Annotated in this window: 10 protein-coding genes; 4 read left to right on the forward strand and 6 right to left on the reverse strand. The window is 72.4% G+C overall.

The genetic code is table 11. From position 1 onward, the window contains the following. Positions 1–190 precede the first annotated feature (190 nt). On the forward strand, positions 191–1,699 hold the full coding sequence (locus ACYUD3_RS05905; protein WP_470964713.1) for an APC family permease: 1,509 nt from the start codon (positions 191–193) through the stop codon (positions 1,697–1,699). 101 nt (positions 1,700–1,800) lie between these two features. Here the strand turns inward: ACYUD3_RS05905 and ACYUD3_RS05910 are convergent, their stop codons facing one another. Beyond that, positions 1,801–2,310 (reverse strand): GbsR/MarR family transcriptional regulator, encoded by a 510-nt coding sequence (locus tag ACYUD3_RS05910; protein ID WP_470964717.1) that lies wholly within the window; start codon positions 2,308–2,310, stop codon positions 1,801–1,803. 73 nt (positions 2,311–2,383) lie between these two features. Between ACYUD3_RS05910 and ACYUD3_RS05915 the strand changes: the two genes are divergently transcribed. Together ACYUD3_RS05915 and ACYUD3_RS05920 are read left to right on the forward strand one after the other, a co-directional pair. Continuing rightward, a complete protein-coding gene (locus ACYUD3_RS05915; protein ID WP_470964720.1) occupies positions 2,384–3,310 on the forward strand; it encodes an ABC transporter ATP-binding protein in 927 nt (308 codons plus the stop codon). Beyond that, on the forward strand, positions 3,310–4,878 hold the full coding sequence (locus ACYUD3_RS05920) for an ABC transporter permease (protein ID WP_470964723.1): 1,569 nt from the start codon (positions 3,310–3,312) through the stop codon (positions 4,876–4,878). Before ACYUD3_RS05915 ends, ACYUD3_RS05920 begins: the two co-directional genes overlap by 1 nt. Positions 4,879–4,962: 84 nt before the next feature. On the opposite strand, the gene ACYUD3_RS05925 is transcribed toward ACYUD3_RS05920, so the two are convergent. Further along, positions 4,963–6,165, reverse strand: coding sequence for a cytochrome P450 (locus ACYUD3_RS05925; protein ID WP_470964726.1), 1,203 nt, complete (start codon positions 6,163–6,165; stop codon positions 4,963–4,965). A 131-nt stretch (positions 6,166–6,296) separates the two neighbouring features. On the opposite strand from ACYUD3_RS05925, the gene ACYUD3_RS05930 reads away from it, so the two are divergent. Then, positions 6,297–8,042: an NlpC/P60 family protein gene (locus tag ACYUD3_RS05930; RefSeq protein ID WP_470964729.1), complete on the forward strand. Its 1,746-nt coding sequence runs from the start codon at positions 6,297–6,299 to the stop codon at positions 8,040–8,042. A 50-nt stretch (positions 8,043–8,092) separates the two neighbouring features. Here the strand turns inward: ACYUD3_RS05930 and ACYUD3_RS05935 are convergent, their stop codons facing one another. The 4 genes from ACYUD3_RS05935 to ACYUD3_RS05950 all read right to left on the reverse strand — a co-directional run bounded on the left by ACYUD3_RS05935 (position 8,093) and on the right by ACYUD3_RS05950 (position 12,289). Continuing rightward, positions 8,093–8,755 carry a response regulator gene (locus ACYUD3_RS05935; protein WP_470964732.1) on the reverse strand — a complete coding sequence of 221 codons (663 nt, stop codon included), beginning with the start codon at positions 8,753–8,755 and terminating at the stop codon, positions 8,093–8,095. After that, entirely contained in the window at positions 8,752–10,074 is a 1,323-nt protein-coding gene (locus ACYUD3_RS05940) for a sensor histidine kinase (RefSeq protein ID WP_470964734.1), read from the reverse strand. The genes ACYUD3_RS05935 and ACYUD3_RS05940 overlap by 4 nt, the downstream gene beginning before the upstream one ends. 156 nt (positions 10,075–10,230) lie before the next feature. Further along, a complete protein-coding gene (locus tag ACYUD3_RS05945; RefSeq protein WP_470964737.1) occupies positions 10,231–11,397 on the reverse strand; it encodes an acyltransferase family protein in 1,167 nt (388 codons plus the stop codon). Further along, positions 11,387–12,289 carry an alpha/beta hydrolase gene (locus ACYUD3_RS05950; protein ID WP_470966032.1) on the reverse strand — a complete coding sequence of 301 codons (903 nt, stop codon included), beginning with the start codon at positions 12,287–12,289 and terminating at the stop codon, positions 11,387–11,389. Before ACYUD3_RS05950 ends, ACYUD3_RS05945 begins: the two co-directional genes overlap by 11 nt. Positions 12,290–12,431: the final 142 nt, after the last annotated feature.

Raw genomic sequence — 12,431 nt, forward strand, 5'->3', positions numbered from 1 at the left:
CGGCGACGGTACGGAAGGGAGGCGGGCCCGATCCAGCCGCCACCGAAGAGTTAACAAGACCGCGACTTCTAAAGGTCTAGTTGACGCACATTTAACGGGCGGACCCGTTCCCCCGACTCATTCGGACTACAGCATTCCTCCCGACCGGCCGATATACGGCTCTGGAGCAGCGGCACGGAGAGGGGCCACGATGGCAGTGGACGAGGGAGTCGTCCCGGCGGAGCGATCAGCGGGCGGGGGCACGGTGCACCGGCTCAAGCCCAACGCCGTGGGCCTGCTGGGCGTCGTCTTCATGGCGGTCGCGACGGCGGCCCCGATCACGGCAATGACGGGCAACGTCCCCTTCATCGTGTCGTCCGGCAACGGCATCGGCGCGCCCGCGAGCTACCTCGTCGCAATGGTCGTCCTGGCCATCTTTTCCGTCGGCTTCACCGCGATGGCGAAACACATCACGTCCACCGGCGCCTTCTACGGCTTCATCTCCTACGGCCTCGGCCGCAGCGTCGGGCTCGCCTCGGGGCTGCTCGCGACCTTCGCGTACGCCGTCTTCGAGCCGGCCCTGATCGGCATCTTCTCCTCGTTCGCGACCTCAACTCTCAAGGACCAGACGGGACTTCACATCCCGTGGTGGACGTTCGCGATCCTGATGCTCGGCGTCAACGCGCTGGGGACCTGGTTCGGGGTCTCGGTCGCCGAGAAGCTGCTGGTCGTGCTGCTCGCGACCGAGGTGACCGTCCTCGCCGCGATGGCGGTCTCGGTCCTCTTCCACGGCGGCGGCCCCGACGGCTTCTCCCTCGACCCGGTCAACCCGGTGAACGCCTTCAAGGGCACCTCGGCCGGGCTCGGGCTGTTCTTCGCGTTCTGGTCGTGGGTCGGCTTCGAGTCGACGGCGATGTACGGCGAGGAGTCGCGCGACCCGAAGAAGATCATCCCCAAGGCGACGATGATCAGCGTGCTCGGCGTCGGCGTCTTCTACGTCTTCGTCTCCTGGATGGCGATCAGCGGCGTCGGCGAGGCGAACGCGGTGAAGATCGCGACGGCCAACCCGCTGGACCTGTTCTTCAATCCCACCGAGCGGTACGTCGGCCACTGGGCGGTCGTCGTCATGCAGTGGCTGATGATCACCGGCTCGCTGGCGTGCGGCATGGCGTTCCACAACTGCGCCGCCCGCTACATGTACGCGCTCGGGCGGGAGGGGGTAATTCCCGCGCTGAAGAACACAGTTGGCCGCACCCACGCCCGCCACGGCTCCCCGCACATCGCGGGCCTCGTGCAGACCGGCGTCTCGGCCGTCCTGATCGGCGCGTTCTGGATCGCGGGCAAGGACCCGTACAACGGCACGTACGTGCTGCTCGCCATTCTCGGCACGATGGCGATCCTCGTCGTCCAAGCGGTGTGCTCGTTCGCGGTGTTGGCGTACTTCCGCGCCAACCACCCTGAGAGCAGGCACTGGTTCAGGACGTTCACCGCGCCGCTGCTGGGCGGGGTGGCGATGCTCGCGGTGGTGGCCCTGCTGGTGTCCAACATGGGCGTCGCGGCGGGTTCGGAGTCGGGCTCGCTGCTGGTGAAGGTGACGCCGTGGCTGGTGGCGCTGGTCGCGGCCGGGGGGATCGGGTACGCGCAGTATCTGAAGCGGAGGTCGCCGGAGCGGTATGCGCTGCTGGGGCGGACGGTGCTGGAGGAGACGAAGGAGCGGTAAGCCTTCCCCCTAGGGGAACCCTGCCCTTAGGGGGCTTCCCTGACGGGGGGTGCCCCTAGGGGGCCGCTGCCCTTAGGGGGCTTCCCTGTCAGGGAGGTCCCCTAAAGGACGTCCCCGAACCGCTCGTCCCGGTACACCCGCCACCGCTCCATCATCGCCACGACCTCCCCGTCCACGAACTCGAAGAAGGCCAGCGTCTCGGCCATCCGGCGCCCCGCCGGCGTCCGCTCCCCGAGGCTGGCGACCCCCTCCCGCAGCGCGCCCTCCCACCGCTTGATGACGGCCTCGCGGTTGGTCAGCGCCTCGTACCACTGATTGCCGCGCACGCGATACCGCTCGCGCCGCGACCCGGGCTCCCGCTCGCGGGTGACCAAGTGCTGCTGGGCCAGGTACCGCACCCCGCCGGACACGGCGGCCGGGCTGACCTGGAGCTGTTCGCCCAGTTCGGCGGAGGTGAGGACGCCCGCGTCGGAGGAGAGCAGCGCGGCGAAGATCCGGGCCGGCATCCGCGCCATCCCCGCCTCGACGAGCTGGGCCGCGAAGGTCTCGACGAACTTGGAGACGGCCTCGGCGTCCCGCCCGTCACCCCGTCCACCTGCTGCTTCACTCATGCCCTCACCCTACCCGGGCTTCGGAGTCTTCATTAACTTCACAAATTTCTGAAAGAAGCGTACGTTCTGAAGCATGAAGCAGGCAACCAGCACCGCAGCCGCGGCGGACCCGGCCATCGAGGTCACCGCGCTGCACAAGTCCTTCGGCCGCACCCACGCCCTGGACGGCCTGGACCTCCGGGTGGAGACCGGCGAGGTCCACGGCTTCCTCGGCCCGAACGGCGCCGGCAAGTCGACCACGATCCGCGTCCTGCTGGGCCTCCTGCGCGCCGACGCCGGCACCGCCCGCCTCCTGGGCCGCGACCCCTGGCGGGACGCGGTGGAGATCCACCGCCGCATCGCGTACGTCCCCGGCGACGTCACCCTCTGGCGCAACCTCTCCGGCGGCGAGGTCATCGACCTGTACGGCAGGCTGCGCGGCACCCGCCTCGACCCGCGCCGGCGCGCCGACCTGATCGCCCGCTTCGACCTCGACCCCACGAAGAAGGGCCGCACCTACTCCAAGGGCAACCGCCAGAAGGTCGCCCTGGTCGCCGCGTTCGCCTCGGACGTGGACCTCCTCATCCTCGACGAACCCACCTCAGGACTCGACCCGTTGATGGAGGAGGTCTTCCAGTCCTGCGTACGCGAGGAGCGCGCACGCGGCCGTACGGTCCTGCTCTCCTCCCATCTCCTCAGCGAGGTAGAGGAGTTGTGCGACCGCGTCAGCATCGTCCGCCAGGGCCGCACGGTCGAGACCGGCACCCTCGCCGACCTGCGCCACCTCACACGTACGAGCGTCAGCGCCGAACTCGCCGGTCCGCCCAACGGGTTGGCCCGCCTGCCCGGCGTACACGACCTCGACATCCAGGGGAACCGGGTCCGCCTCCAGGTCGACGCCGACCAACTGAACGGCGTACTGCGCCAGTTGAGCGAATCCGGGGTGCGGTCGCTGACCTCGACCCCACCGACGCTGGAGGAGCTGTTCCTCCGCCACTACCAGCCGGAGGAGGCGCGGTGATGACAACTCTCGCCGGGACAAGGGTTCTTGTCCGGTTCGCGCTGCGCCGGGACCGGCTGCTGATCCCGCTCTGGGTGGCCGTGTCGGCGCTGCTGGTCCTGTCGATGCCGGACGCCTTGAAGACGCTGTACCCCACCTCCGCCGGCCGCGCCGGACTGCTCGCGCAGGTGGAGACCAACTCCTCCTACCGGTCGCTCATCGGCCCCCTCTTCGGCACCTCCCTGGGCGGCCTCACGGTCTGGCGGACCGGGGCGTACGTGGCCGTGCTCACGGCGGTCACCGCGCTGCTGGTCGTCGTACGGCACACCCGCGAGGAGGAGGAGACCGGCCGGCAGGATCTCGTCTCGGCGGGGGCGGTGGGGCGCAAGTCCCCGCTCACCGCTGCCCTGTTGACGGCGTTCGGCGCGAGCGGGGCGATCGGGCTGCTCGTCGCTGTGGGGCTCGCGCGGCAGGGGGTGGCCGGGGCGGTGGTGTTCGGGCTCGGGCTCGCCGGGGTCGGAATGGTGTTCGCGTCGGCCACCGCCGTCGTCGTCCAGTTCACCGAAAGCGCCCGGCAGGCAAGGGGGTTGGCGGGCGGGCTGGTCGGGCTCGCGTTCGTGCTGCGGGCCGCCGGGGACGCGGCGCGGGCGGACGGTTCGTCGGGGTGGACGTGGGTCTCGCCGCTGGGGTGGCTGGAGAATCTGCGGCCCTACGCGGGTGAACGGTGGTGGGTGCTGGGGCTGTTCGGCGCCGCAGCCGTCGTACAGACAGCGCTCGCCTACCTCCTCGCCGGGCGCCGGGACGTCGGGGCCGGTTTCGTAAGTGCCCGGCCCGGTCCGGCGGTTGGGCGGCTCGGCAGTGCCGGTGCGCTCGCCTGGCGGTTGCAGCGCGGGAGTGTGGCGGGCTGGGCGGTCGGGTTCTTCGTCGCCGGGGTGGTGTTCGGGGGGCTCGCGGGCGGGGTCGCCGGGATCGTCGGGGACAACCGGCGGACGCGGGAGATCTTCGAGCGGATGGGCGGGCACGCCGGGATCACCGAGGCGTTCCTCGCCGCCATGAGCGGGATGCTGGGGATGGTCGCCGCGCTGTACATCGTCGGTTCCGTGCTGCGGCTGCGCGCCGAGGAAGTCTCCGGGCGGGCCGAGCCGTTGCTCGCGGGGGCGGTGGGGCGGCTGCGGTGGGCCGCCGGGCATCTCGTCGTCGCGTTCGGCGGAAGTGCCCTGATTCTGCTGGCCGGTGGGGTCGGGCTCGCGGTCGGGTACGGCAAGGAGGTCTGGGCGGTGGTCGGGGCGTGTCTGGTGCAGGTCGTCGCGGTGTGGGTGGTGGGTGGGGTGGCGGTGCTGCTGGTGGGGGTCGCGCCGCGCATCTCCTTGGGGGCGTGGGGAGTTGCCGGGGCCGTGCTGCTGATCGGGTGGGTGGGTCCTGCGCTCGGGGTTCCCCAACTGGTGCTGGATCTCTCGCCGTTCGGGCAGTTGCCCAAGTTGCCTGGGGCGGGGATGAGTTGGGGAGTGGTGGGGGTGTTGGTGGTGCTGGCTGGGGTGTTGAGCGCTGGGGGGTTGGTGGGGTTGCGGCGGCGGGATGTGGGGGTTTGATGGGGCGGGGTGAGAGGGGCGGGCGGGGTGAGGCCGAGCCCGCCCGGCACCCGTACCCACCCCCACCCCCACCCCCCTCTGCCGCTACACCGCCACCTTCAGCCCCTCCAGCCCCCTGATCACGAAGTTCGGTTTGAGGCGCGGTTCTTGGGTCGCGTGCAGGGTGGGGGCCTGGTCCAGGAGGGCCTTCATCGACGCGGCCAGTTCGATGCGGGCGAGGGGGGCGCCGATGCAGTAGTGGATGCCGGCGCTGAAGGAGATGTGCGGGTTCTCGGCGCGGCTCAGGTCGAGGCGGCCGGGGTCGGTGAAGGCGGCCGGGTCGTGGTTGGCGGAGCCGAAGAGCAGGGCGACTTCGGCACCTTTGGGTACGGTCGTCCCGGCGATCTCGATGTCCTCCAGGACCCAGCGTTCGAAGAGTTGCAGCGGGGTGTCGTAGCGCATCAACTCCTCGACGGCGGAAGGGATGAGGGAGTGATCGGCGCGGAGGGCGGCGAGCTGGTCGGGGTGGCGGAAGAGGGCGTGCCAGCCGTTGACCGTGGCGTTGACGGTCGCCTCGTGGCCGGCGTTCAGGAGGAGTACGGCCGTGGAGATCATCTCTTGCTCGGTGAGGCGGTCGCCCTCGTCGTGGGCCTCGATGAGGCCGGAAATGAGGTCCGTGCCGGGGGATTTGCGGCGGGCGGCGATCAACTCCCGCAGATACTCGGTGAATTCGACCGACGCCCGGACGGCCGCCGTGGCCGTCTCCTCGGCGGGGTTCAGCTCGTACATGCCGCAGATGGCGGCGGACCAGGGGCGCAGCAGCGGGCGGTCGGCCTCGGGGATGCCCAGCATCTCGGCGATGACGGCGACGGGGAGGGGTTCGGCGACGTCCTCCAGCAGGTCACCGCCGCCGCGCCCGACCAGCTCCGCGACGAGGCTCGCGGCCAACTCGGTGACGTACGGCTTGAGTTGGTCGACGGTCCGGGGGGTGAACGCCTTCGACACCAGGCGGCGGATGCGGGTGTGGTCCGGGGGTTCGAGGTCCAGCATGCCGTGGTCGTTGAGGGTGTGGAACGGCTCGTGCGCGGCCGGGGGCGCCTGCTGCCCGAACTCCTCGTGCGAGTACCGGTGTTGATAGGTCCGCCCCAGCCGCCGGTCGCGGAGCAGCGCGGAGACGTCGGCGTGATGCGGCACGAGCCACTGTCCGGTGGGCGCGTAGTGGATCACCCGGCCCTGTGCGCGGAGGTCGGCGTAGGCGGGGTAGGGGTTGGCGAGGAACGCCGGGTCCCAGGGGTCGAAGGGTGACATGGGGGGACGTTAGCCGCAGGGACCGGGCTCTGACCAGGGGTGTCCCTTAAGGGCTCGGAGCGGGGAGATCAGGGACGGATGGGGGAAGCGGGATCTTCCGGTACGGCGGCGGACAGGGAATGATGAGACACATGTTCGAAACTTCCCGCCGCGGTCTGCTGACCGCTCTCGCCGCCACCGCCGCCTCCGTCCCGCTCGCCGGAGCCGCCGCCGCCCCGTCGTACGCGGCGGGTACCGCCACCGCCACGGCGGCGACCGGCGGTCTGGGCGCGCCGCGTTCGTCGGTGACGACGGCACCGCTGGGCGGGTCCCATTTCGCGCCGGTGACGTTCGGGGCGGCGCTGACGGCGACGGTGCTGCCGGGGAGCCCGGCGAGGACCGAGGTGACGGCGGGCGGCCGGAGAGTGGCGCTGCTGACCGAGGGCGCGAGAACCGTCGTCGTCCAGGGCCCGGCGAGGACGTTCACCGAGAACAAGCGACCGTTCGCGGACGACTTCGGGCGGACGCTGCCGAACATGTCGCTGCCGGCGGCGGACCGGGTGTACTGGGGCACGTCCCCCGGCGGGGGCAGCTGGTCGACGCTCGGGCCGGACGCGGCGGACTACTCGGTGGCGCCGGGCGCCGGCCGGATCGCCCTGACCACCGAGAACGCGAGCCGGCACGCCACGCTCAGGGACGGCGAGATCGCGGACGTGGACGTGCGGGCGGTGGCCTCGTTCGACAAGGTGCCGGCGGGGCAGGCGTGCTCGTACGCGCTGTCCTTCGGCTACCAGGACACCCGCAACAGCTACCGGGCGCGGCTGTCGTTCCTCACGACCGGCGCGGTGCAGCTGCGGGTGGAGAAGGAGGTGGCCGACGTGGTGACCCAGCTGGCCGCCGCGCAGGATCTCGCGGCCGGCGTTCGCGCGGGCACCCCGTGGACGGTCCGGGTCCGCCGGGAGGGCACCCGCATCCAGGTCAAGGCGTGGCCGTCCGCCTCCGCCGAGCCGTCCGCGTGGGCGGTCGACCTGGAGGACTCGACGTTCGCCAAGGGCCGGGTGGGGCTGCGCGCGCTCGCCGGCACCGGCTGCACCAACCTTCCCGTCACCCTCGCCGTGACCTCGTTCCAGGTGACCGACTCCAGCTGGGCGAGCCCGCCGAGCGTCACCCACGGCGACTGGGTCCGGCTGCTGCCCGCGCCCTACGACGGGACCTGGACCGCCGAACTGGAGCGCACCGTCCGCACGTTCGCGGGTTCCCTCGCCCCCGACGCCCTCGCCTACGCCGCCATGTTCCTCGGCGGCGCCGACACCGTCACCGCCGGCGCCGGCCAGGCCCAGGGCAAGCAGGTGCTCGGCGAGTCCGGGTACGGCTACCTCGACCCGTACGGCTTCCGCTACGAGGGCGCCGACTTCCACGAGTACATGAACACCGGCTGGACCTTCGACGACGGCGGCTACACCGGTCCGTCCAGCAAGCAGGTCGGCAACATGGACTGCTCCGGCTATACGCGGATGGTGTACGGCTACCACCTGGGCGTTCCGGTCGCGAAGGGGGCCGACACCAGCGGGCTGCGGTTGCCCCGGAAGTCCCGTGACATGGCCGAGTACTCGCCGGGCGTCCGTATCGCCCGTACCGACGGGGCCGCTCCGCCCGCGGTGCCCTTCCTTCAGCCGGGGGACCTTGTCCTCTTCAACGCGGACTCCAGTGATGACTCGGTGTCCGTGACCGTCGATCATGTGGGCATCTATCTGGGGCTCGATGCCGTCGGCGGGCGGCGTTTCCTCTCCAGCCGCAAGACCGTCAACGGGCCGACCATGTCCGATCTGGGCGGGGCCTCGCTGCTGGACGGGGCGGGGACGTATGCGCGGACGTTGCATACGGTGCATCGTGTCTAGTGCGTCGGCCCTGAACGGGCCTTGTCCTCAAGCGCCGGACGGGCCGGGATTCACCCCGGCATCACCAACCTCGCCTCATAAGCGAACACCGCCGCCTGAGTCCGGTCCCGCAACCCCAGTTTCACCAGGATCCGGCTCACGTGGGTCTTCACGGTCGACTCCGCCACCACCAGCCGCTCCGCCATCTCCGCGTTGGACAGGCCCTGGGCGATCAGGACCAGCACCTCCGTCTCCCGCTCGGTCAACCCCCCGTACGCCGCCTGGGCGACGGCGAAGCGGGGGGTGTCGGACAGGCGGGAGAACTCCGTGATCAGGCGGCGGGTGACCGAGGGGGCCAGCAGGGCCTCCCCGGACGCCACCACCCGTACCCCTTCCGCGAGTTGGCGGGCCGAGGCGTCCTTCAGGAGGAAGCCCGAGGCTCCGGCGCGCAGCGCCTGGTACACGTACTCGTCGAGGTCGAACGTCGTCAGGACGAGCACTTTGGCGCAGCCGTCGGCGGCGACGATCTCCCGGGTCGCCTCGATGCCGTTCATCTCGGGCATCCGGATGTCCATCAGCACGACGTCCGGCGAGAGTTCGCGCACCTTGCGCACCGCCTCGCGCCCGTCGACGGCCTCGCCCACGACCTCGATGTCGGGCATGGCGTTGAGCAGGACGGAGAAGCCCTCGCGCACCATCATCTGATCGTCGGCGATCAGCACGCGGATGGTCATGCCTCCTCCACCACGGCGGCGACGGGGAGGAACACCGCCACCTCGTAGCCGCCGTCGGCCGTCGCCCCCGCCGTCATCCCGCCGCCGAGCATCGCCACCCGCTCCCGCATCCCGGTGATCCCGTGCCCGGCGCCGGGCGACGGCTTCACCAACAGCGGCTTGGGCGGCGCCTCGTTGACTATCCGTACCCCCAACCCGCCGAGTACGTAAGAGACTTCGACCCGGGCGCCGGCTCCGGGCGCGTGCCGCAGGCTGTTGCTGAGCGCCTCCTGCACGATCCGGTACGCCGACAGCTCCACCCCCTGAGGCAGCTCCCGCACGGCCCCGGTCACCACCTTCTCCACCTGAAGCCCGGCCTCCCGCACATTCGCCAACAGCCCCTCCAGATCGGCGAGTACGGGCTGCGGCGCGTCGGGCGCCGCGTAGTCCTCGGCGCGCACGACGCCCAGGACGCGCCGCAGCTCGGTCAGCGCGGCCACCGCGTTCTCGCGGATCGTCGCGAACGCCTTCTCCAGCTCGGGCGGGGTGTTCTCCACGCGGTAGGGCGCGGCTTCGGCCTGGATGGCGACGACGGACATGTGGTGCGCGACGACGTCGTGCAGCTCGCGCGCGATCGTCGTGCGCTCCTCCAGCAGGGTCCGGCGCGACCGCTCGTGCGCGGTGACCGTCTGCTGCGCCGACACCTCCGCCTCGGCCCGCCGCCGGGTGTGCCAGACGGTCACGGCGAGCAGGAGGAACGCGGAGGCCACCATCATGGGGCCGGTGTCGGTGCCGTACGCCGCGCCGCCGGTCAGCCCGGCGAGCAGGCCGTACGCCCCGGTCAGCAGCCACATCCAGGCCGCCGTGCGCGGGCGGGTGCGCAGGGCGACGACCGTCAGGACGGTCAGGTGGGCGAGGAAGCTGCCGGGCTGCCAGGGCCAGAGGGAGGAGGAGTCGCCGAGGACGGACATGACGGTCGTCGAGGCGAGGGAGGCCCAGAAGGCGAGGGCCGGGCGGACGAGGGTCAGCAGGACCGGCGCGAGCACGAGCAGGCCGCGCAGCACGTCGAGCAGGCCGCTGCCGCCGTACGGCGCGGCGGCGTTGAACATCGCCACGGCGCCGGCCGCCGCGACCAGCCCGTGCCGCCACCACACCGCGTACGTGCCCAGCCGGCTCTTGCCGCCCCGCGCCAGGCGGGTCTCGGGGCCCAGCGGGGGGAGCGGGCGGTAGGCGAAGGCGTCGTCGGTCAGGTCCTCGCGCAGTCCGCGCAGGGCTTCCAGCGCCGCTCTGGCCTCGGGGCTGCGGGGCCCGGTCCGGTGGATCTGAGTCGTCTCGGTCACAGTCAGAACGGTAAAGCCGACGCCCGCCGCAGGTCGTCCCCACTGAGAGGGTTCCGCGGGGTCCGTCTCAGGTACTAGGGAAGTCCCCCTGAGGAACCCGACACCTACGGGACCCGCCCTAGGGGACCGGACCTAGGGGACCGGACCTACGGGGTCTCACCTAGGGGATGCGCTCCTACGGGACCTCACCCAGGGGACCCCACCTACGGGAACCGCCCTACGGGACCGCTCCGCCCCATGGAACGCCCCCCAGCACACCCCGAGCCCCACCCCGAACACCGGCAGCCACAGCAGCCGCCACCCCACCCACGCGAGCGAGTCGGGGACGGTGTGCAGCCCGGGCAGCGGACCGGCCGCCAGCCCCACCGCCGTCGTGGCCATGAGCGCCGTCTGGTGCCACAGGAACACCGTCATCGCCGACAGGTTCACCGCCGCCACCCCCGCCCACACCACCGGCCGCCGCATCCCCCGCCGCAGCGGTCCGCGCAGCAGCAGCGCCAGCCCGCACTGCGCGAGGCCGAACGTGACCGCCGCGAGCGTCGGCGGATTCAGGTTGGACACGGCCGCGCCGGGCACCCCGACCATCGCCGCCGGATAGCCGCCCCACACCACCAGCGCGGCCGTCGCCGCCGTCCCCCCGGCGAGCAACACCCAGCCCGCGCGCGGCCGTTCGAGCTCGCCGCGCGTCCAGGCCGCACCGAGCGTGTACGGCACCGCCCAGCCCGCCGCCACATTGACCCACCCCAGCCACTCGGGCCCGCCGCCGAACCCGAAGCGGACCACGTCGACGTACAGGACGACGGCCAGCGGCCACAGCGGATGCAGCAGCCGCAGCAGCGGCGTCGCCGCCGTCAGCGCCGCGAACACCACCAGGAACCACAGGGGGGACAGCGCCAGCTTGCCGACCGTCCGCACGGTCGTGACCGGCGCCCCGCCCGCCAGCAGGCACCCGGCCGTCACGGCCCACACCCCCAGCAGCACCCCTACGGGTCCGAACAGCCGCACCAGCCGGGCCCGCAGCCAGCCCCCGTACGATCCCCTACGGGTCGTCCAACTAAGGGTCGCGACGTGGCCGCCCACCATGAAGAACACGGCGAGCGTCTGGAACACCCACGTCACCGGCGTCAGCCACGGCAGCTCCGCCAGCGGACTCGCCGTCCGCAGTTCGCCGCCGTCCGCCACCAGCGCCGTGACCAGCCAATGCCCCAGGACGACACCGCAGATGGCCAGCGCCCGCAAGGCGTCCACCGCCCGGTCCCGGCCCTTAGGGGTCGCCGCGCCGATCCGCAGCGCGGCCCTGAGTACGACGCCGTCATCCCTCATGGCCGGCCTCCGGGTACTCCCCGAGAACGATCCGGGCCATGTTGTCCAGCGCGACCGACCCCGGCGCGAAGTAGTCGCTGTGCCCGCCGTCCCCGGCCGCGAAGACCCGCGCCCCGTACGACGGCGACAGCGGGTCGGTGCCGAGTCCGAGGGTCGTCCCGAACACGTCGACGCTGGTGTGCGGCACGTCCGCGACCCAGTCCCCGGCGCCGCGCGCCGCCCAGACCCGGGCCCGGGTGCGCAGCGCGGCGACGTCGGCCGCGCCGGTGCCGGGGCTGCCCACGAGGACCAGGTCCCCGACGTCCGCCCCGGCCGCCGCGCGGGCGCACACCACCGTCCCGTAGGAGTGGCAGACGAGGCTGACGGCCGCCCCGGGTCCGGTGAGGGCGCGGATCCGGGACGTCAACTCCCGTAGCGCCGGGGCGGCTTCGTCGGCGCGGGTGGTGGTGAGGACGGTCGTGCTGACCGTCTCCGGGGTGGTGTACCCGAGCCAGCCGACCACCGCCGCACGCGGGCCGGCCTCGCGGCGGAGGCGGTCGTACAGGGCTGCTGCGGCGGCGTGGAACCGGCCGTAGGTGTCCAGGGAGGTGTCGGAGCCGGGGACCAGGACGGCGACCCGGCGGGCCCGCGCGAGATCGCCGAACACCTCGGTGACCCGCCCCTGCCCGCGCCCGTCGAAGACCAGCAACTGCCGTCCGGGAGCGGCTAGTTCACGGTCGGCCAGCGCCCGGTGCCGGTCCCCGTGCGCCGCCGCCGTCCGGGCAGCCTCGGCGGCGTTCGCCTGGTTCGCCGCGTACGTCCGCCCCAGCGTCGCCGGGGTCGGCGCGGGCAGGGCCGCCGGGGGCGGGGCCGGGATGTCCGGGTGAGCGGCGGCGGTGAGGGGGGCGGCCACGGCGGCGACGACGAGGGCGGCGAGGAGGGGGCGGAAGGAGCGGAGGGGGTGGAGGGGGTGGAGGCGGCGGAGGAAGGGGAGGGGGCGGGGCGGGCGTGACGGGGGGCGGCGGGGGTTCTCGTCCCGCTGTGGCTTGTCGTCC

It is taken from the genome of Streptomyces sp. AMJ-169 (assembly GCF_055597585.1).